Raw genomic sequence first — 18716 nt, forward strand, 5'->3', positions numbered from 1 at the left:
ATTGGGCAGTACCCCAACAACCCCTGGGGCACACGTGCCGGTGTGCGCGTCATGGCAGCATTGGGGCCAGTGAATACTCCTGCGCGTACCCGACGCGAGCTTCCGCACTCGCCCTATCTGGCCGCGGTGGGCGGCCGCAAACCCAGCCGGGTGCCGGTGTGGTTCATGCGGCAGGCCGGCCGGTCGCTGCCCGAGTACCGGGCGCTGCGCCAACGGCACAGCATGCTGGACGCCTGTCTCGTGCCGGACGTGGCCTGCGAGATCACCCTGCAGCCGGTACGGCGCTACGGTGTGGACGCGGCGATCCTGTTCTCCGACATCGTGGTGCCACTGCGGGCTGCGGGCGTAGAGCTGGACATCGTGGCCGACGTGGGCCCGGTGATCGCCCACCCGGTACGCACCGCCACCGATATCGAACACATCAAACCCCTTGACCCACAAGCCATTCAGCCGGTGCTGGACACCGTTCAGCTGTTGGTCGCGGCGCTGGGCGATGTCCCGCTGATCGGTTTCGCCGGTGCGCCGTTCACGCTGGCGTCCTACTTGATCGAGGGCGGACCCAGCCGCCACTACGTCCGCACCAAGGCGATGATGCTGGCCGAGCCGGCGAGCTGGCATGCGCTGATGAGCAAGCTGACCGACCTCACCATCGAGTTTCTGCGCGGACAGATCGACTCCGGCGTGGATGCCATTCAGGTTTTCGACTCCTGGGCGGGAATGTTGTCGCTGGCCGACTACCGCCAATATGTGTTGCCGCACAGCGCACGGGTGTTCGACACGCTGGCCGAACAGGGCGTGCCGATGACGCATTTCGGGGTCGGCACCGCCGAGTTGCTGGGCGCCATGTCGGAGGCGCTCAAACCCGCACCGGCGACCGTCGTCGGCGTCGACTGGCGGACCGCGCTGGCCGATGCGGCCGCCAGGGTGCAACCGGGCACGGCGCTGCAGGGCAACCTCGATCCGGTGGTGCTGCTGGCGGGCTGGCCGGTGGTGGAACGCGCCGCCCGCGCCGTCGTCGACGACGGACGCCGTGCGGTCGACGCGGGCGCGGCCGGGCACGTCTTCAACCTCGGCCACGGGGTGTTGCCGCAGACCGATCCCGGGGTGCTGACCGAACTGGTTTCGCTGGTCCATTCGCTATGAGCCGGCGCTCGTATTGCGTTGTGGGCGGCGGGATCTCGGGCTTGACGGCGGCGTACCGGCTGCGGGCCGCCGCCGGTGCCGACGCGACCATCACGGTGTTCGATCCCGCTGACCGGCTCGGCGGGATCTTGCGCACCGAGCTGGTCGGCGGACAACCGATGGATGTGGGCGCCGAAGCGTTCGTGCTGCGCCGGCCCGAGATGCCGGCGCTGCTGGCCGAGTTGGGCCTGGCCGAGCATCAACGCGCCACCACCGGCGCCCGCCCGCTGATCTACAGCCAGCAGCTGCACGCGCTGCCCACCGGCACGGTGATGGGAATCCCGTCGTCGGCGGCGTCGCTGGCCGGTCTCGTCGACGACGCCACGGTGGCGCGCATCGAGGGCGAGCCCGGTCGTCGGTTCAGCTGGCGCCAGGGCAGTGATCCTGCGGTGGCCGAGTTGGTGGCTGACCGGTTCGGCGAGCAGACGGTGGCCCGGTCGGTGGACCCGCTGTTGTGCGGGGTGTATGCGGGCTCGGCGGCGACGATCGGGTTGCGCGCCGCGGCTCCCGGCGTGGCGGCCGCGCTCGATCACGGCGCCGCCAGCTTGACCGACGCGGTTCGGCAGGCGTTGCCGCCTGCCGTCGATGGACCGGTGTTCGGTGCGCTCGACGGCGGCTACCAGGTACTGGTCGACGACTTGGTTGCCCGTAGCCGCCTGAACTGGGTGCGCGCCGCCGTGACGCAGCTCGAGCCAGGCTGGGAGTTGAATGACGAAACCGGTGCTCGGTGGCATGCCGACGCGGTGATCCTGGCCATCCCGGCCCCGCGCCTGGTGCGGCTGCTAGCCGGCTCGGCCGGCCTGGCCCCGCGCAGCGTGGCTGCGGCGGGCCGGATAACAAGTGCCTCGTCGGCGGTGGTGGCGCTGGCGGTGCCGCTTGACACCCCGTTTCCGCAGTGTTCCGGTGTGCTGGTGGCCAGCGGCGAGCAGTTGCGGGCCAAGGCGATCACGTTGTCGTCCCGCAAGTGGGGCCCGCGCGGGGACAGCCAACTACTGCGGCTGTCGTTCGGCCGCTTCGGCGACGACCTGGTCGAGCGCGCGTCCGACGAGGAGCTACTGGCTTGGGCGCTCGACGACCTGGCCACGGTGTTCGGCGTGACCGTGGACCCGATCGAATATCGCGTGCAGCGCTGGATCGAGGCGATGCCGCAGTACGGCCCGGGTCACGCGGATCTGGTCGCCGAGGTGCGTGCGGGCCTGCCTTCGGGATTGGCTGTGGCGGGCAGCTACCTCGACGGGATCGGGGTGCCAGCCTGTGTGGCGGCCGCGGGCCTGGCGGTCACCGGAATCGTCGAGGCCCTGTGAGGCCCTGAGAAGGTCCAGCCGCACAAGTGGCACGATGGGTGCCATGGCCCGCCCCGACGCGAAACTGGACTATGCCGCCTTGAACGCGACAATCCGCTACCTGATGTTCTCGGTCTTCGCGGTGCGTCCCGGCGAACTCGGTGAGCAACGCGACGGCGTGGTGGAGGACGCTGCAATGTTCTTCAAGCAGCAGGAGGAACGCGGTGTGGTGGTGCGCGGCCTCTACGACGTCGCCGGTCTGCGCGCCGACGCCGATTTCATGATCTGGACCCATGCCGAGCGGGTGGAAGCACTGCAGGCCACCTATGCCGACTTCCGGCGCACCACCGTCCTGGGGCGGGTCTGTACTCCGGTGTGGAGCAGTGTGGCGCTGCACCGGCCGGCGGAGTTCAACAAGAGTCACATTCCGGCGTTTCTGGCCGGCGAGGAGCCGGGTTCCTACATCTGTGTGTATCCCTTTGTGCGGTCTTATGAGTGGTATCTGCTGCCCGACGAGGAGCGTCGCCGCATGCTCGCCGAGCATGGCATGGCCGCCCGCGAATACAAGGACGTCCGGGCCAACACGGTGCCGGCGTTCGCGCTGGGCGACTACGAATGGATCCTGGCGTTCGAGGCGCCCGAATTGCACCGCATCGTCGACCTGATGCGGGAGCTGCGGGCCACCGACGCCCGGCGGCACACCCGTGCCGAGACACCGTTTTTCAGCGGGCCGCGGGTGCCGGTGGAGCAGCTGGTGGGATCGCTGCCATGACCGCGCCGGCGACGATCCAGAGCGAAGCGATGAGGAGGGGGCGGCGGTCATGACTGAGCCTGACCCTGCCGACCCCACCCGCTTCGAGGAGATGTATTGCGACGACCGCGTCGCACACGGCCTTCCGGCGGCCACGCCGTGGGACATCGGCGGCCCGCAGCCGGTGGTCCGGCAGCTCGTCGCCCTGGGCGCGATCAAGGGGGAGGTGCTCGACCCGGGCACCGGGCCGGGCCACCATGCCATCTACTACGCCGCCAAGGGCCTCTCGGCCACCGGAATCGACGGGTCGGTGGCCGCCATCGAGCGTGCCCGGGACAACGCGCGCAAGGCCGGCGTATCGGTGGACTTGCGGGTGGCCGACGCCACCAAGTTGGAAGGGTTGGACGGCCGGTTCGACACCGTCGTCGACTGCGCCTTCTATCACACGTTCAGCACGGCCCCGGAGCTACGGCAGTCCTACGTGCAGGCGCTGCACCGGGCGACCAAACCGGGCGCGCGCCTGTACATGTTCGAGTTCGGCGAGCACGACGTCAACGGCTTCACCATGGAGCGGTCGTTGTCGGAGAGCGACTTTCGTGACGTGCTGCCGGTCGGTGGCTGGGAGATCACCTACCTGGGGCCGACGACCTATCAGATCAATCTCAGCGTCGAATCGATCGAGATGATGGCGGCGCGAAATCCCGACCTGGCCGATGAGGTGCGGCCCATGCTGGAACGGTTCCGGGCGATGGAACCATGGCTGGTCGGCGGCCGGGTACACGCTCCGTTCTGGGAAGTGCACGCCACTCGGCTGGACTGACGGATGCCGCTGAGGGCAGATCCGCCGAAACTGAATTTCTGCTGCCAAAGTGCGAGTAAGGGTCGGTGAAATTACCGGCTCGGCGTGGCTAGCCCGTCGGGACCAGGCGCAGCGAGATCGAGTTGATGCAATAACGCTGATCGGTTGGCGTCGGATAACCCTCGCCGGCGAACACGTGACCGAGGTGGCTGTGGCAGTTCGCGCAGAGCACCTCGGTGCGCGTCATGCCCAGCGAGTGGTCGGGACGCAGGATGACCGCTTCGGAGCTCGCCGGGTCGAAGAACGAGGGCCAGCCGCAATGCGACTCGAACTTCTCTGTGCTGCGGAATAATTCGGCACCGCATGCCCGGCACTGGTAGACGCCCTCGGTTTTGGTGTCGGTGTACTCGCCGGTGAAGGGTCGCTCGGTGCCGGCCCGGCGCAGGACGTCGAATTCCTGCTGGGTGAGCCTTTGGCGCCACTGGTCGTCGGTCAGTTCCACCTTGGGACGCATCATGCCTTCACGCTAGCGCCAAGGGCGGTGATCCGTCCCCCGCAAGCGGGAGGTGCCCCCAGCGCCCGGCTGCGCCGCGCTTGCGATCACCGCGCGCGCTGCCGCTCGGACGTCAGCCAGATCGGATCGATACCACTGTCCAGCCGGTCTTCGGCCTTGGCATCCAGGTAGCGGAAGTAGAGCACGGTGAACGCCACGATCAACAGCAGCGCCCAGCCGTAGGTGATCTTCAGGTATTCCAGGGCGCGGCCCCACCGCATCCAGTTGAACAGCAGCCAGCGGTCCAACGTCATGAACCCGTAGATGCCCAGCCACGCCGGCCAGTTGCGGATCACCGAGTTGGGCAGCACCACCGTCATCAGGAACGGGAACAGCATCATCGAGTAGTAGCCCTGGGCCAGCGACATCACCAGCCACGACCACAGCAGCAGCACGCCCGACGACGTGGTGAACCAGAACAGCGGGTCGCGGGTGCGGTAGTAGCGGTACAACAGCCACAGCGCGCCGACGGCGAGGGCGGTAAACAACAGCCGCAGGAACACGATCAACCACGTCGGCAGGCCGAAGTACACGCCGTTGCCCTGGATGGAGCTGTTGAAGTAGTCGCGGGTGCCCAGGATGTAGGGCAGGGTCCGGGTGAAGAAGTCCATCGGGTGGCTCACCAGTGGCAGGGCGGCCAGGTTGACGACGACGGGCACCACGATCGCCGCCACCACCGCCCGCCACTGGCGGTTCAGCAGCGGCAGCAGCAGCAACGGGCCCAGCAGGGGTTTGAGGACCAAGGTCAATCCGATGGCCAGCCCGGCCATCCACTGACGGCTCGTCCGCCCGTCGAGCAGCCACCGCAGGAACAGCACCTCGAGCAGCAGGATGCAGCCGTTGATGTTGGTGAACACCAGGGTGTTGGTCACCGTCTCGGTGGCGAACATTGCTAATAACAAGGCGGGCGCGGCCACCGAGGCCAGCGTGAAATTGAACATCCGCAGCAACAGGTACGCCGCGACGAGGATGGCCACGGTGTTGATGGAAATGAACAAGTAGCGCGACGGCGCGAAGGGCAGATAACCGAACGGTGCCATCAGCAGCGTGCCGCCCGGCGGATAGAGGTAGTGCGGGTCGACGTAGTCGAAGTGCTCGTTGTAGATGTCCCAGCCATGCCGGAAGTTCAGCACCGCGCGGTAGACCGGCTTGAAGTCGTCGGTGATGTTGCCGTTGGTGGTCAGCACGATGCTGCGGTGCAGTATCGACATGATGGCCGCCGGCCAGAGCGCCGCCCGCACGATCGACGCCGTGCTCGGTGCGCCGGTGCGGGGACGGAATGCGGCCAGCATCGATTCGCGTAGGCGGGTTCCAGGTGAGTCAGCTGCCGTCACCAGCGCACCGTACACCGGGGCTGCGGGCCGGCAGGTGTCAGGCGGGACAGTAGGTGTCGGTGCCGGGGAGTTTGCCGTCGTTGAGGTAACCGACCAGCGGCGGCACCGCACAGGAGGAATAGATGCTGGCACCGTGGCCGATGCCCTGCCACATCACCCGCTTGCTCGCGGCATTGGCATTGATGACCGTGGCCGCCGTCTGCGCAACCCCGTCGACGCCCACGATCGGGTCGTCTTGCACACCCATCAACAAGACGTCGACCTTGAGCTCCTTCGGCAATTGCGGCGGTGAACCAGTGGGCCAGTGCACACACTTGACCAGATTGAGCGCGGCGACGGTGCCGAATTGGGGATAGAGCTTGGCCCAGGCAACCACCAGTTCGCGTACCCGGTCCGGGGTCGGGCGGTTGACCGCGTCGCTGCACGAATTGACGAATTGGCCGTCGGTGTCCTGAAGGCCGTCGGCACGATTGATCAGGTTGGACAGCTGGTTCATGTCACCGGCGCGGGCGGCCGCCAGTGCGTTGGCCAGCGTGGTGGTGGTGCTGATGCGGTCGCCGGTCGGAAAGCCCAGCGTGGTGGTGATCGCGTTGGCGATCGACGCGACCGAGGTTCCGGACCCCCGCAGCGAGCGAGCCGTGTTCAGCACCGCGGTGACGGCACCTTTCGGATCCGGACCCAGCGCGCAGCTGATCGCAACACACTGTGCCGCGAACGCGTCCAGCGCCGCCTGCTGGCCTTTGACCTGTTGCTCGGCCTTCGCCTCGGCGCTGACACCCAAAGCGACCGGGGAGTCGAGGATCAACCTGGCCACCTTGTCCGGGCGCGAGCCGGCATAGGTCAGCGCCACCTGGGCACCGTTGCCGATGCCGACCAGCGCCAGTGCCGGCACATCCCACAGATTGCGCAGTCGCTCGAGGTCGGAGGCGGCGTGCCCGTTGTCGTAGGCCGAATCAGCAGGTGCGATGACGTCGGTGCAGCTCGTGGTGGCCTCGTTCGAGATTGCCGAGAGGTTGGCCACCGGATCATCGCCGGTCTGGAACTGCGATTGATCGCGCATCTCGTCGCGCTGGAAGTGGTCGCGGCAATCGATCGGACTCGACATGCCCATGCCGCGGCGGTCGACGGCGACAATCGGGTGACTGCGCAGGATGTCGGCGCCCGCATGTGACAACCAGACCGGCAATTGCGTCGACGACGGCAGATCCGAACCGGTGGTGAAAACCAGGGGTCCCGCCTCGCGCGGGGTTTGGCCCGAACGGGCGCGGACCACGCCGATGGTGACCGCCCCGGACCCACCGTTGACCGGGTCGAGGTCGGAGTCGAAGGTGGCGCATTCCAGCTTGATACCCGGCGCGGTGGGGATTGCCGCGTTCCCGTAGACCTGAGACGTGCAGTCGCGCCAGGACAGATCGTTTTTGGGAGCGGCGATCGGTGGCGGGCCGCTGGGGGGCGGTGTGGTGGTGGCGACGCCCTGCGGTTTGGCACCGCTATAGGTGGCAAAGCGCGGGTTGGCGCCGAGGACCGGAACGCAGCCGGTCAGCACCGTGGTCACCGAGCAGGCCATCGAGACCAGGACTGTTGCGGACGTGATGCGCCGACTCATGCCGACCACAGTAACGTCAGGCTTTGACGTAGCGGGTGTACAGATAACCGGCGTCATCAGTGAGCAGGTGGGCGTAGCGCATCGGGGTCTTCAGCTGGCCCGGTCCGGTGACAATGCGCCGGGCCAGACCGCCCACCACAAACGGCGCGATCGTCAGACACAGTTCGTCGAGCAAGCCGCGTTCGATGAACGATCCGAGCAGTATCGGCCCCCCCTCGGTGAGGATGCGGCGCAGACCCCGCTCGGCGAGCCGGGCCAGCAGCACTGCTTCGTCGACCTTGGCGGGATCGGTGTCCGAGCAGTCGACCACCTCGGCGAGGCCGGTCAGGCGCCGTCGCGTCTCGTCGGCCGCCGCGGTGGTGGTGAGCACCAGAGGTGGCACCTCGGTGCGGGTGAACACGCCGAGATCCCGGGCCAGGTGTCCGGACTTGGTGACGATCGCCAGTTGGGGAACCTCGCTTTGGCCGCGCAGCTGTCGCCGGCGGCGTGCGGCGACGCCGAGCTGAGCGCCGGAGTAGCCCTCCACGCGCACCGTGCCCGCGCCCACCACGATCACGTCCGCCAGTTCACGCAGCAGGCGGAACACCACCCGGTCGCCCGGCCCGCCGAGCCCGCCGCTGGTGCCGGCGACGGTGGCGCCGCCGTCGACGCTGCTGATGAAGTTGGCCCGCACCCAGGTGCGGCCGGCGTCCGCGGGGTAGCCATAGAGCTCGGGTAGGTCGGCTTCGTTGAGCGCGCGGTCGGATCCGAGCAGCGTCAGGCGGATGCCGGCGGATCGGCTGGCGGCCGGGCCGTCCCCGAAGTCGGGCATGAGAGTGATTGCAGCACGCCGCTACAGTGCCAGCATGCACGGGTCCACCGCTGCGGGAGCTTCCGGCCGGCCGGGCCGCCTGGTGGATCGGCGTCCTTCGGTGTCGCCGGAACGGCTGATCGCCCAGCTGCGGCCGCCTCCCACCTTCGCCGAGGTGAGCTTTGCGACGTATCGCCCCGACCCGGCAGAGCCGACTCAGGCTGCCGCCGTGCTGGCCTGTCAGGAATTCTGCCGGCATGCCGTCGAGCGGCGGGCGGGCCGCAAGAAGCTGTTCGGCAAGCGAGGGGTGCTGCCCGGGGTAGGCCTGTACCTTGACGGCGGGTTCGGCGTGGGCAAGACCCACCTGCTGGCGTCGTCCTACTATGTGCTGCCGGGCGAGTGGCCCAAGGCGTTCGCCACCTTTGGCGAACTGACCCAATTGGCCGGTGTTTTCGGCTTCGCCGAATGCATCGACATGCTGGCGCACTACACCGCGGTGTGCATCGACGAGTTCGAGCTTGACGATCCGGGTAACACCACACTGATCTCGCGGATGCTGTCCGCGCTGGTCGAGCGCGGGGTGTCGGTGGCCGCCACCTCCAACACGCTGCCCGAGCAACTGGGTGAGGGACGCTTCGCGGCTCAGGATTTCCTGCGTGAAATCCACACGCTGGCAAGCATTTTCACCACCGTACGGATCGAGGGGCCCGACTACCGGCACCGCGATCTGCCGCCGGCGCCGCCGCCGTTGTCGGACGAGGACGTCGCCGCGCGGGCCGCTTGCGTCGACGGGGCGACCCTCGACGACTTCGACGCCCTGTGTGCGCACCTGGCCACCATGCACCCGTCGCGCTATCTGACGTTGATCGAGGGGGTGACGGCGGTGTTTTTGACCGGCGTGCACGGCATCGACGACCAGAACGTTGCACTGCGACTGGTTGCGCTCACCGATCGCCTCTACGACGCCGGAATACCGGTGGTGGCCTCCGGGGCGAAGCTGGACACCATCTTCAGCGAGGAGATGCTGGCTGGTGGCTATCGAAAGAAGTACCTGAGGGCCACGTCGCGCCTGGTGGCGCTGACCGCCCAGTGACGGCCCGGGTCATGACGTAGTCGTGCTCCTGGTGATTTCCCAGCGGAAACGTCCTGGCTCCGCTGACAGTGAAGCCGCTCTTGAGGTAAAAGCGTTGGGCGCGAACATTTTTCCGGTTCACCCCTAGCCACAGGCTGTGAACGCCCCACGCGGCAGCCGTGGACAGCGCGGCATTCATCAACGCCGAGGACACACCCGTGCCATGAAAGTCGGGTATTACGTAGAGCTTTGACAGCTCGGCTGAGTCATCACCGTCGATACCGCGAACGAGCATGGCGTAACCGACAATTCGGCCCTGGTCCCGGGCGGCCAGAATGGCGCGCCGTGGATCGGCCAGATACTCGGCGAACCGGGTCGCCGACAGGTTGGCGTCGATGAACGACGCGATGTGCTCGGGGGCCACCGACGGCGGACAGGCCAGCGGAAAGGTCCGCGCGGCGACGGCGGCCAACTCGGACGCGTCGGCGGAATCCGTCGGGGTGATCTGAACGGTCAGCTCAGAGGTTCCACTGGGCGAGGTGCTGGCCGGTCTTCCGGTCCAGCAGGACGACGACGGAGACCGGGTCGCGGTAGGCATCCCAGTACACTCCGCCGCGGACGATCGCGCCCTGCGGGGCGTTGCCCAGCGCGGCGTCCAGCCAATCGGGGGCGTCGCAGGGCCGCGGCTTGTACGCGTCGGCGAACGGCGTGACTCCGTCGAAGCTGAAGTTGGTCGCCATGATGTAGGAATTGGGCACCCGGACCGCGCGGACGGTCACGTCGGCGCGGTTGACCGAGCTGCCGGGGAAGCTTTTCACCGGGACACCGCTGCGCGTGTAGCCGAACCCGGGCGGCGGGTCGACGGGTTCCACGCTGCTGACGGTCACGTCGGCGACGTAGGTGCCGGTATCCACCCGTAGCGTGTCACCGATGTGGCCGATCGGTGCGTCGCCGGCCCACGCGCGGGGAGCGTCTAGCGCCGGGACACCCGCTGCGGCGACGAGGAAGGTGGAAATGATGATCAGCAAGCGCTGCATCGGTGCCTCCTCGGCTCCCGGTTCGGGGACCTTCGCATGATGACACACGCCGTAACGGGAAGGGGAGGGGTCGGCCGGGACGAGCCGTCGCAACATGGCGCGGATGCGACGTCGTGGCGCCCAAAATCATTTCAAAATTCACCTGCCGTTCGCCGCGCGAGGTGCGTCCATTGGGGGGCTTTGGGACAATCCAGGGGTCATGAGACTCCTACTGCTGCTGGCTGGCGTTGCCGCCGTCGTCAGCGTGGCGGCGCCGGCGCGCGCCGACGACAAACAAGATCAAGCCTTCCTGGTCGCGCTGGGAGCCGCCGGCATCACCTACCAGAACGCCGACGCCACGATCGCCACCGGCAAGAAGGTGTGCGATATGGCCAAGGAGGGTAAGTCGGCGATCGAGGTCGTCGCATACCTGCAAGGCCTCAGCCCGCAGCTGACGCAGCCCAACGCGGCCAGGTTCACCGCGATCGCGGCCGGGGTTTATTGTCCCGAGCAACTGCCCGGTAGCAGCAAACCCGCTAGCGGCTGAACGGCCGCAAGTCACCCCGCCCGGACGCCGACTGTGAACCGCACGACGCGACACGCCGCTTGGGTGTCGCCGGATTCACTTTCGGTGCGCGTTCTCCAGGCGCGCTAGGGTTCGGACATGAGTGCCGAGTATTTCGACCTCGGCTCCTATCACCGGCCAATCGAGACCCCTTCCGCGGAGGCGCAGCTCTGGTTCGATCGCGGGCTGGTGTGGGCGTATGCGTTCAACCACGAAGAGGCGATCCGGTGCTTCGAGCGGGCACTGGCACTCGACCCGGAGCTGGCCATCGCGCGGTGGGGGATCGCCTATGCGGTCGGACCCAACTACAACAAGGCGTGGGAGGCGTTCGACCCGGTCGAGCTGAGTGTGTCGCTGGCCCGCGCGCGTACGGAACTCCAGCTGGCCGAGCGCGGCCGGGCCAATCCGGTGGAGCAAGGCCTGATCGCAGCCCTGCAGGCCCGTTTTCCCACCGAATACCCGCATGCCGGCGTCACCGCCTACGCCGACGCGATGGCTGCGCTGGCCGCGGCCTATCCGGACGACCTCGACGTGCAAGCGCTGGCCGCCGATGCACTGGTCAACGTCACCGCGTGGGCCCTGTGGGACACCGCAACCGGCGAGCCGGCACCGGGTTCACGGGTGCTGGAGGCCAAGCGGATTCTCGATAAGGCGTTGGCTACGCCGGCCGGTCGGGAACATCCGGGAATCCTGCACCTGTATCTGCACACCATGGAGATGTCGGCGACTCCGGAGCAGGCCTTACCCGCCGCGGACCTCTTGCGCGACCTGGTGCCGGATGCCGGGCATCTGCAGCACATGCCCAGCCACATCGACGTGCTGTGCGGCGACTATCGCAGCTCGGTGCTGGCCAATCTTGCTGCGGTACAAGCGGACCGGCGCTTTGTGAGTCGTGAGGGCCCGTTGAACTTCTACTCCCTTTACCGTGCGCATGATCTGCACTTCATCGTCTATTCGGCGATGCTGGAAGGACGGCTGCAGATCGCGTTGCAGGCTGCCGACGAGCTCGCCGGTCAACTGACGGCCGAGCTGCTGTCGATCGAATCCCCGCCGATGGCCGACTGGCTCGAGGCGTTCGTGCCGCTGCGGACGCACGTGCTGGTGCGGTTCGGCCGGTGGAACGAGCTGATCGCGCAGCCACTGCCGGACGACCTCGAGCTGTACTGCACCACCGCGGCCACGATTCACTACGGGCGCGGTGTCGCGCTGGCGGCCACGGGTCGACTGGCGCGGGCACATGCCGAGCGCGCCGCGTTCACGAAGGCGTACAACCGGATACCGGTCTCCCGCTGCCTTTTCAACAACACCAGTCGAGACATCCTGGCCGTGGCCGCAGCCATGCTGGACGGTGAAATCGCCTACCGCGAAGCGCGTTTCGACGAGGCGTTCACTCAGCTAAGACGCGCGGTCGAACTCGACGACACGCTGCCCTACGACGAGCCGTGGGGCTGGATGCAACCTACTCGGCATGCCTACGGAGCATTGCTGCTCGAACAGGGACACGTCGAAGAGGCGGCGGCCGTGTATGCCGCCGACCTCGGTCTGGACCCCACGCTGGCCAGGCCCTGCCAGCACCCCGGGAACGTGTGGAGCCTGCACGGGTATCACGAATGCCTGCAGCGGCTCGGCCGTACCGCCGAGGCCAGGGTCATCGGTCAGCAGCTGCGGCTGGCCGTTGCGCGTGCCGACGTGCCGATTCGTGCGTCATGTGCGTGCCGACTGGACGTGTCGTCGTGCTGCGACGGCTGACGGGACGACGCCGTTGACCGCAAGGTTGCCCGGAAGGGCTGTGCGGCAACGGCTTCGGCTAGATTCCGAGACGTGTTTGGGCAGGCTGTGGACGCCGGTTACAGGCCGGATCGGGGATCCAGCACACGTATTCGCCGGTGACGGGTCTCCCGCGATGGTGTGTGTACCGACGTGGATCCCGCTGTGGCTCCCGGGCCTGCCCAGGGTTCCACGGTGGTAGTGGTGGCACACGTTCATACCCCAAACCACGTCTGGCATTGTGACATTCCAGGTTCCGCTCAGCTGGCGGTCTAAGGCGACCAGTCGAGAGGTTGGGAAAGGGGGCAGGAGTGGCTTACGAGCTGACGATGAAGTTGGAGGCGATGGCGTCGGCCGCGCATGTTCTGACGATCCAGGCTGATGAGCTGCAGGACGAGTTGGACAGCATTACCCGCCAGTGGCGTGAGTTGTCGTCCACCTGGACCGGTGTTGCTGCATCGGCGTTCACGCCGCCGTGGGAGGAGTGGCATTCGGGGGCCGCTGTGGTGGCGCAGATCTTGTTGGAACATTCCCAGTTGCTGATGGACTCGGTGGAGATGATGCTCGATCATAAGAACACCGCAGCGAAAGCTTTCGCAGCGCTGTATCAGAAAGAGCCTGTGGTGTGAGTCGGCGCTAAACAGTGGATTTGGATGTCTTGATGGCTTTTGTCGATCGGCTGGCCACGTTCACTGCGCGTGCTGAACAGATCGCTACCGCGGTGGATGACTGCGTGGCCGAGCTACACGGCAGTTGGCTTGGCCAGGGCGCCGACGCTGAACGCGAATACCACCAGAAGTGGGCGGTAGCGGACAAGCAGATGCGCGAAGGCCTTGACGAGCTGCGGAAAAATGCTGAACTGGCGCACCGCAACTACACCGGGGTGGCGCAGCTTAACGCCACGATGTGGCCGTGACGCAAGACGTCGATCCTGCAGTTGTAGCCGAGGTTGGTCGGGTCTACGGCAAGGTCTATGACGCCGCCGCTGCTGCGGTGCAGCACCTGGCGGGGGTACTCAAGGGTTCGGCGGGCATGGGTGGCACCGACACCGGCGCCCATTCTTGGAGCCTGAAATACGACGCGCTAGTGGGTGGACATGCTGGCGGGGCCGGGCTGATGGAGGCGGCGACCGCGACGATCATGGGTGCGGCGCAGTGCTCAGATCTGCTGGCCACCACGGCGGTCAACCACCAAAACGCTGATCAACATTCGGCGATGAATAACGCTGGGGCGCCGGCGTTTCCGCCCACTGCCAAGCCGATGTTCTTGGTGCCGGCCATTCCGTCCGCGGAGGGCGGGCATGGTGACGTGCCGGGTTGGTGGCACACCATCCAGGCCTACGTGCAGGGCGAGCTGTGGCCCAATGGTCATCAGGACAAGTTGCGCGCGGCTGCTGACGCCTGGCATGCGGCGGCGCGCGAGCTGCGCTCGGCGGCCGATATCGCCAATGACGGTGTGATCGAATCGATCCGCGTGCAAAAGTCGCCGGAGTTTCCTGTCGTGGCCACCAACTGCACCATGGTGCGCGATTCGCTGAAATCGGTCGCCGACGGCTTCGACGCAGCTGGTAGCGCGTGCTCGGACTATGCCCACGCGATCGATGATGCGCATTCGAAGATCTTGCATGAGATGGCCGAGCTTGGGGCGACCGTGGCGGTCACCGAAGTCGTTGCCGCGGTCCTGATTCCGTTTACTGCGGCTTTCAGCGAGGGCGTCTCGAAGGTCGTCGATGTGGCGCGTTTGACGGCTACCGGCGCCCGCATCGCGACCATCATCCGAGAGTTCCGGGTGGCAGCCGAAGCCTCAAGCTTGCCGACGGTGAGTGCCCTGGGCAACGCGGTCCGCTGCTGTCGTACTTCCCACTCTTAGCGAAGAATCGTCTAGGAGGGACCGTCCGGTATATCAGCCCCGCGGCGTCCAGAACTGTGGTTTTTCCACCACCATTTGGACCGACTAGTGCCGTGACCGGGAAATCGAAGGTGACCTCACGGTCGGTGAAGCCCCTAACGCGTTTGAGTACGACGCGGCTCAAGTACTTCCTGTAGTTGCCCTTGGCGACCTTTTCCTCAAGCGCAGCAATTGTGCTGTCACGGATCTCGCTTCTGTACTCAGCCACAAGACACCCCGGCTTCGACCGACTCTGCCATGAGCAGACAACGTTACTTGCGGGTCGGGTCAGGCTTGTGCAGATAAAACTGGGTGTCGCTCGAAAGCCCAGCGCTTCCCATCCCGTCGGATGTGGTGCATATGTGGTGCAACACCTAGTAAGGTGGACTATCTACAGGTTACTAGCTGCGAAAACTCTGGTGCGCGATACTGGGATTGAACCAGTGACCTCTTCCGTGTCAGGGAAGCGCTCTCCCGCTGAGCTAATCGCGCCGGGGATTGCATTCTGGAGGTGGAGACGGGAATCGAACCCGTGTGCACGGCTTTGCAGGCCGTTGCCTCACCACTCGGCCACTCCACCGCGGGGGATTGATGCCACTTGCACCTTCGAGCGGATGACGGGATTCGAACCCGCGACCCTCACCTTGGCAAGGTGATGCGCTACCAACTGCGCTACATCCGCGCGCAACGGACGAGATCGTCGCCCGGTGCGAAGCACGACGATAGTCCACGTGACCCGGCGCACACAAATCTCCAGGTTCTTTGGGGCGCTTTGGCTATCACCGGCCGAGGTAGCACGTTCGGTACAGGCACGGATCGTGCTAGTCTTCGACCTCGTTGCCGCTCGGCGCCGGTCCCGTGGCTCAGTGGAAGAGCGTCCGCTTCACACGCGGAAGGTCGCTGGTTCGATCCCAGCCGGGACCACACGTATTTGCCCGGCTCACCGCTTTCATGCGTTCCCGCGCGCCAGGGCCGCCCCGAGACCCTGGATCGGCTCGGTGGCCATGACGCACTCCGTCCGTCGAATCAAAGGACACCTACCCGACCGTCGTATGCTACCCACCGAACGGACGCGAACATTCGCTGCGCTTAGGCAGATGGGGTTTGCTGGATGACGGTCGAGTTCACACTGCTCGGCGACGTCGAAGCCCGAGTTGACGGGCGACGGCTAGGAATCGGTCATGCCCGTCAACGCTGTGTCCTGGTCGCGTTGTTGATCGACGTGAATCGGCCCATCCCGGTCGGTCAACTGGTCGATCGGGTGTGGTCGGACCGCCCACCATACCGTGCCCGGAATTCGCTGGCCGGCTATGTGTCGCGGCTGCGGAATCTGCTCGCCGAATCCGAAGGCGCTTCCATTTCGCGCGAGCCGGGTGGATATGTCCTTGCCGCCGATCCGCTGTCAGTGGACTTGCACCGCTTCCGCCGCGTGGCCGCACAGGCCCGAGCGATCGATGACCCCCTGCAGGCCGCGCTCCTGTTCGATAAGGCGCTGGCGATCTGGTCTGGTGAGCCGTTCGCGACCCTGGACACGCCGTGGGTGAACGACGTCCGCAGTGCCTTGCAGACCGAAAAGCTTTCCGTGGAGCTGGACCGCAACGACGCCGCCCTGCGAATCGGTAAACACGCAGATCTGCTGGTTGAGATTTCGGCTGCCCAGGCTGCGCATCCGTTGGACGAGCGGTTGGCCGGCCAGTTGATGCTGGCCCAGTACCGGTGCGGACGCCAGGCCGACGCGTTCGAAACCTATCGTCGGGTTCGCGCGCAACTCGTCGACGAACTCGGAATCGACCCGGGTCCCGCCCTACGCGAGGTGCATCAGCAGCTACTCACCGGCGAGGCCGCCATCCCGGTCGCGCCAACGGTTTCCCTCTCGGTCGGCGCGCCGGCGCACCGGCTGGGGATGCAGCGGCCACGGTCGGGGCTGTCGCGGCGGGTGACGAGTTTCGTTGGTCGGCAGCGCGAATTGGTGCAAACGATTGACGCCCTGAGCGACGGCCCGCTGGTCACCTTGGTCGGCGTCGGTGGTGTAGGCAAGACCCGGCTGGGTCTAGAGGCCGCACGAAGTGTGCAAGAGCGTTTCGGCGACGGCATATGGATCTGCGAACTGGGTCCGCTGGAGCACGGTGACGCAGTCGGGCACGCCGTTGCGGCGAGTGTCTGGTTGCGGCAGCAGCAAGGCATGGACATCGAGGAATCGGTGATCGAGTACCTCAGGTCACGTGAAGTCTTACTGGTATTCGACAACTGCGAGCACGTGCTGGAAGCCGCCGGCAAATTCATCGGCCAGATCTTGCAGCATTGCCCGCGAGTATCGGTGCTGGCCACCAGCAGGCAACCTCTCGGCCTGGAAGGCGAGCGAATTATCGGCGTGCCGCCGCTGGAGGAAGCGGACGCGACCGAGTTGTTCGTCGACCGAGCCCTGGCAAGCCGTTCGGACTTCACGCTCGAAGACGAGCCGATGGGCGCCGTCGTCGAAATCTGTCGACGGGTCGATTGCCTGCCGCTGGGGGTGGAGCTGGCAGCGGCGCGGATGCGGGTGATGAGCAGTGTGGACGTCGCTCGGCGCCCGGATTTCTTGCGCCTGCTGCGCGGCGGGATCCGGGGTGCATTGCCTCGGCAGCAGAGTCTGTCCGAGACGATCGCGTGGTCATATCGGTTACTCACCGAATCCGAGCAGTCGTTGTTTGCCAGTCTTTCGGTGTTCGCCGGCAGTTTCGACATGGACGCCGTCCACGGAATCTGCGGGCTCGATGGTGCCGGTGAGGCCGACACGCTGGAGTTGCTGACCGGGTTGGTGGACAAGTCCATGGTGGTGGTGCTCAGTGTCGAGGAACGAGCCCGCTACGCAGTCTTGGAAACGATGCGGGCATATGGCCGAGATCGGTTGCGGGAAAACGGCATTGACCGCCAGTGCTCGAAACGGCATGCGACCTACTACACCAGGCTGGCCGAGCGGGCCGGAGCTGGCATGCTCACCGCCGAGGAGCGGAAATGGGTGGAGCGGGCGCTGCCCGACTACGACAACCTGCGCGCAGCGTTCGGGCATGCGATGGACGAGCAGGACATCGGTCTTGCGATGCGGATCGTGGCTGCGGTACCGGAGTTGATCGGTTGGCGGGTGGGCTACGAGGTAGCCGAGTGGGCCGAGCGCGTCATCGCCGTTGCCGATCCTGACCATCCGTTGTTCCCGGCGGTCGTCGGGACGGCAGCTCGCGTTGCGTGGGCCCGGGCTGATTTCCCGCGGGCCAAGTCATTGGCATCCTTGGCGCACGGACGGACTCCGGCGAGGAGCAGCGCCCGCGTCGTCAACCCGGTCGATGTGCTTACCGATGTCGCCCTCTTCGAAGGGCATCCGGAAGCTGCGCTCGCCTACTGGACCGCTGAGGCGGAGCGTGCCCGCCGCGACGCGGATCCCATCCGCCTGGGGTGGACGCTGTTCACGTTGACGATCTGCCAGGGCGTACTCGGCAATGACGAGGCTGCGATACCTGCGGCGCAGGAAGCTGTCGGGGCGGCCGACGACACCGGCAACCCGACTGCACAGTCGATGGCCTACTTCGCGCTCGGTTACCTGCTGAGAAGGTCCGAACCGGAGCGTGCCTTGGCTCTGTTCGACGACTCAGCGCGGCTGGCCGCCGACGTGCAGAATTTCTGGGTATACGGCAGCGCCTTGATGGAGGCCGCCGCTATCCGTGCCGTCTACGGCGATCCACGGGTGGCTGCGCAGATGTTCATCGGCGTGCTCGAGCACTGGGAACGCTTCGCCGACCTGACCCAGCAGTGGCTTACGCTGCGCTACATCACGCGGCTGTTGCTCCGGCTCGGCTGCCGCGAGGACGCCGCCGTCCTGTATTGGGCCTTCGTCAATGCCGGCAAGCCCATGCCGCTGTCCGCACCCCAGATGGCGGTGCTCGTTGATTCGCTGGGCTCTGCTCGCCTTGACGCGCTCAACGCACCTGCCGGCATTGCCGATGCGGTGACGCGGGCCCGCTCCAGCCTGCAGCGTTGTTGCGGACCCGCGGCAGTGCCCGCCCCCTGAACCTGTCGGGTGCCGGAAAAGGTCGTTTAGCTGGGCATTTCATAGTTTGCAAACGGTTTCCGAACGCCT

At 66.4% G+C, this 18716-nt stretch carries 17 protein-coding genes, 4 tRNA genes and 1 pseudogene; 12 read left to right on the plus strand and 10 right to left on the minus strand.

The window, feature by feature from the left end:
* Positions 1 to 51: 51 nt before the first annotated feature.
* Genes hemE through EET10_RS10550 form a run of 4 tightly spaced genes read left to right on the plus strand, consistent with a single transcriptional unit; the run spans position 52 to position 4036 of the window.
* Positions 52 to 1143, plus strand: coding sequence for a uroporphyrinogen decarboxylase (gene hemE, locus EET10_RS10535; protein ID WP_051490549.1), 1092 nt, complete (start codon positions 52 to 54; stop codon positions 1141 to 1143).
* Complete coding sequence (locus EET10_RS10540) at positions 1140 to 2486, plus strand: protoporphyrinogen oxidase (protein ID WP_036403689.1); 1347 nt, start codon at positions 1140 to 1142, stop codon at positions 2484 to 2486. Before hemE ends, EET10_RS10540 begins: the two co-directional genes overlap by 4 nt.
* A 43-nt stretch (positions 2487 to 2529) precedes the next feature.
* The gene (gene hemQ / locus EET10_RS10545) at positions 2530 to 3237 is read left to right on the plus strand and encodes a hydrogen peroxide-dependent heme synthase (RefSeq protein ID WP_036403928.1); all 708 of its coding nucleotides are present in this window, start codon (positions 2530 to 2532) and stop codon (positions 3235 to 3237) included.
* Positions 3238 to 3286: 49 nt separating this feature from the next.
* Positions 3287 to 4036, plus strand: a complete 750-nt coding sequence (locus tag EET10_RS10550) for a class I SAM-dependent methyltransferase (RefSeq protein ID WP_122502131.1) — start codon at positions 3287 to 3289, stop codon at positions 4034 to 4036.
* An 88-nt stretch (positions 4037 to 4124) separates the two neighbouring features.
* On the opposite strand, the gene msrB is transcribed toward EET10_RS10550, so the two are convergent.
* The 4 genes from msrB to EET10_RS10570 all read right to left on the minus strand — a co-directional run bounded on the left by msrB (position 4125) and on the right by EET10_RS10570 (position 8319).
* Complete coding sequence (msrB, locus tag EET10_RS10555; protein WP_036403685.1) at positions 4125 to 4532, minus strand: peptide-methionine (R)-S-oxide reductase MsrB; 408 nt, start codon at positions 4530 to 4532, stop codon at positions 4125 to 4127.
* An 83-nt stretch (positions 4533 to 4615) separates the two neighbouring features.
* Entirely contained in the window at positions 4616 to 5917 is a 1302-nt protein-coding gene (aftC, locus tag EET10_RS10560; protein ID WP_036403683.1) for an arabinofuranan 3-O-arabinosyltransferase, read from the minus strand.
* 22 nt (positions 5918 to 5939) lie between these two features.
* Complete coding sequence (locus EET10_RS10565; protein WP_244601906.1) at positions 5940 to 7565, minus strand: alpha/beta hydrolase; 1626 nt, start codon at positions 7563 to 7565, stop codon at positions 5940 to 5942.
* Positions 7525 to 8319, minus strand: coding sequence for a pyrimidine reductase family protein (locus tag EET10_RS10570; protein ID WP_036403679.1), 795 nt, complete (start codon positions 8317 to 8319; stop codon positions 7525 to 7527). Before EET10_RS10570 ends, EET10_RS10565 begins: the two co-directional genes overlap by 41 nt.
* Here EET10_RS10570 and zapE point away from each other — a divergent pair.
* Positions 8318 to 9391: a cell division protein ZapE gene (zapE, locus tag EET10_RS10575; protein ID WP_122502772.1), complete on the plus strand. Its 1074-nt coding sequence runs from the start codon at positions 8318 to 8320 to the stop codon at positions 9389 to 9391. The two genes, EET10_RS10570 and zapE, sit on opposite strands and share 2 nt — an antisense overlap.
* A gap of 4 nt (positions 9392 to 9395) precedes the next feature.
* On the opposite strand, the pseudogene EET10_RS30745 reads toward zapE, so the two are convergent.
* Positions 9396 to 9812: pseudogene (locus tag EET10_RS30745) on the minus strand (GNAT family N-acetyltransferase); the annotation flags it as partial.
* A gap of 76 nt (positions 9813 to 9888) precedes the next feature.
* Positions 9889 to 10407 (minus strand): hypothetical protein, encoded by a 519-nt coding sequence (locus EET10_RS10585; protein ID WP_063468715.1) that lies wholly within the window; start codon positions 10405 to 10407, stop codon positions 9889 to 9891.
* A gap of 199 nt (positions 10408 to 10606) precedes the next feature.
* Between EET10_RS10585 and EET10_RS10590 the strand changes: the two genes are divergently transcribed.
* The 5 genes from EET10_RS10590 (at position 10607) to EET10_RS10610 (ending at position 14587) form a co-directional block, all read left to right on the plus strand.
* Positions 10607 to 10933: a DUF732 domain-containing protein gene (locus EET10_RS10590; RefSeq protein ID WP_063468679.1), complete on the plus strand. Its 327-nt coding sequence runs from the start codon at positions 10607 to 10609 to the stop codon at positions 10931 to 10933.
* 117 nt (positions 10934 to 11050) lie between these two features.
* The gene (locus EET10_RS10595) at positions 11051 to 12700 is read left to right on the plus strand and encodes a tetratricopeptide repeat protein (protein ID WP_122502132.1); all 1650 of its coding nucleotides are present in this window, start codon (positions 11051 to 11053) and stop codon (positions 12698 to 12700) included.
* Positions 12701 to 13029: 329 nt separating this feature from the next.
* Positions 13030 to 13347 carry a WXG100 family type VII secretion target gene (locus EET10_RS10600; RefSeq protein WP_036403671.1) on the plus strand — a complete coding sequence of 106 codons (318 nt, stop codon included), beginning with the start codon at positions 13030 to 13032 and terminating at the stop codon, positions 13345 to 13347.
* Between the two features lie 14 nt (positions 13348 to 13361).
* Positions 13362 to 13634, plus strand: coding sequence for a WXG100 family type VII secretion target (locus EET10_RS10605; RefSeq protein WP_036403669.1), 273 nt, complete (start codon positions 13362 to 13364; stop codon positions 13632 to 13634).
* Complete coding sequence (locus EET10_RS10610; protein ID WP_136622917.1) at positions 13631 to 14587, plus strand: WXG100-like domain-containing protein; 957 nt, start codon at positions 13631 to 13633, stop codon at positions 14585 to 14587. Before EET10_RS10605 ends, EET10_RS10610 begins: the two co-directional genes overlap by 4 nt.
* Here EET10_RS10610 and EET10_RS31605 read toward each other — a convergent pair.
* From EET10_RS31605 to EET10_RS10630, 4 genes are all read right to left on the minus strand, one after another.
* Positions 14490 to 14834, minus strand: coding sequence for an AAA family ATPase (locus tag EET10_RS31605; RefSeq protein ID WP_081260799.1), 345 nt, complete (start codon positions 14832 to 14834; stop codon positions 14490 to 14492). The genes EET10_RS10610 and EET10_RS31605 overlap by 98 nt on opposite strands.
* Before the next feature lie 188 nt (positions 14835 to 15022).
* A tRNA-Val gene (locus tag EET10_RS10620) sits at positions 15023 to 15097 on the minus strand.
* Between the two features lie 14 nt (positions 15098 to 15111).
* Positions 15112 to 15185: transfer RNA gene (locus EET10_RS10625), tRNA-Cys, on the minus strand.
* Positions 15186 to 15214: 29 nt separating this feature from the next.
* Positions 15215 to 15287: transfer RNA gene (locus EET10_RS10630), tRNA-Gly, on the minus strand.
* A 170-nt stretch (positions 15288 to 15457) separates the two neighbouring features.
* On the opposite strand from EET10_RS10630, the gene EET10_RS10635 reads away from it, so the two are divergent.
* Together EET10_RS10635 and EET10_RS10640 are read left to right on the plus strand one after the other, a co-directional pair.
* A tRNA-Val gene (locus EET10_RS10635) sits at positions 15458 to 15529 on the plus strand.
* Between the two features lie 187 nt (positions 15530 to 15716).
* Entirely contained in the window at positions 15717 to 18647 is a 2931-nt protein-coding gene (locus tag EET10_RS10640; protein ID WP_122502133.1) for an ATP-binding protein, read from the plus strand.
* Positions 18648 to 18716: the final 69 nt, after the last annotated feature.

This window comes from Mycobacterium pseudokansasii (assembly GCF_900566075.1).
Lineage (GTDB): Bacteria > Actinomycetota > Actinomycetes > Mycobacteriales > Mycobacteriaceae > Mycobacterium > Mycobacterium pseudokansasii.

Coding starts and splice junctions, on each gene's coding strand:
- EET10_RS10585 (WP_063468715.1), bottom strand. CDS start 10,407: ATGCAGCGCTTGCTGATCATCATTTCCACCTTCCTCGTCGCCGCAGCG.
- EET10_RS10540 (WP_036403689.1), top strand. CDS start 1,140: ATGAGCCGGCGCTCGTATTGCGTTGTGGGCGGCGGGATCTCGGGCTTG.
- EET10_RS10595 (WP_122502132.1), top strand. CDS start 11,051: ATGAGTGCCGAGTATTTCGACCTCGGCTCCTATCACCGGCCAATCGAG.
- EET10_RS10640 (WP_122502133.1), top strand. CDS start 15,717: ATGACGGTCGAGTTCACACTGCTCGGCGACGTCGAAGCCCGAGTTGAC.
- zapE (WP_122502772.1), top strand. CDS start 8,318: ATGAGAGTGATTGCAGCACGCCGCTACAGTGCCAGCATGCACGGGTCC.
- EET10_RS10565 (WP_244601906.1), bottom strand. CDS start 7,565: ATGACGCCGGTTATCTGTACACCCGCTACGTCAAAGCCTGACGTTACT.
- msrB (WP_036403685.1), bottom strand. CDS start 4,532: ATGATGCGTCCCAAGGTGGAACTGACCGACGACCAGTGGCGCCAAAGG.
- hemQ (WP_036403928.1), top strand. CDS start 2,530: ATGGCCCGCCCCGACGCGAAACTGGACTATGCCGCCTTGAACGCGACA.
- EET10_RS10550 (WP_122502131.1), top strand. CDS start 3,287: ATGACTGAGCCTGACCCTGCCGACCCCACCCGCTTCGAGGAGATGTAT.
- EET10_RS10570 (WP_036403679.1), bottom strand. CDS start 8,319: ATGCCCGACTTCGGGGACGGCCCGGCCGCCAGCCGATCCGCCGGCATC.
- EET10_RS10590 (WP_063468679.1), top strand. CDS start 10,607: ATGAGACTCCTACTGCTGCTGGCTGGCGTTGCCGCCGTCGTCAGCGTG.
- hemE (WP_051490549.1), top strand. CDS start 52: ATGGCAGCATTGGGGCCAGTGAATACTCCTGCGCGTACCCGACGCGAG.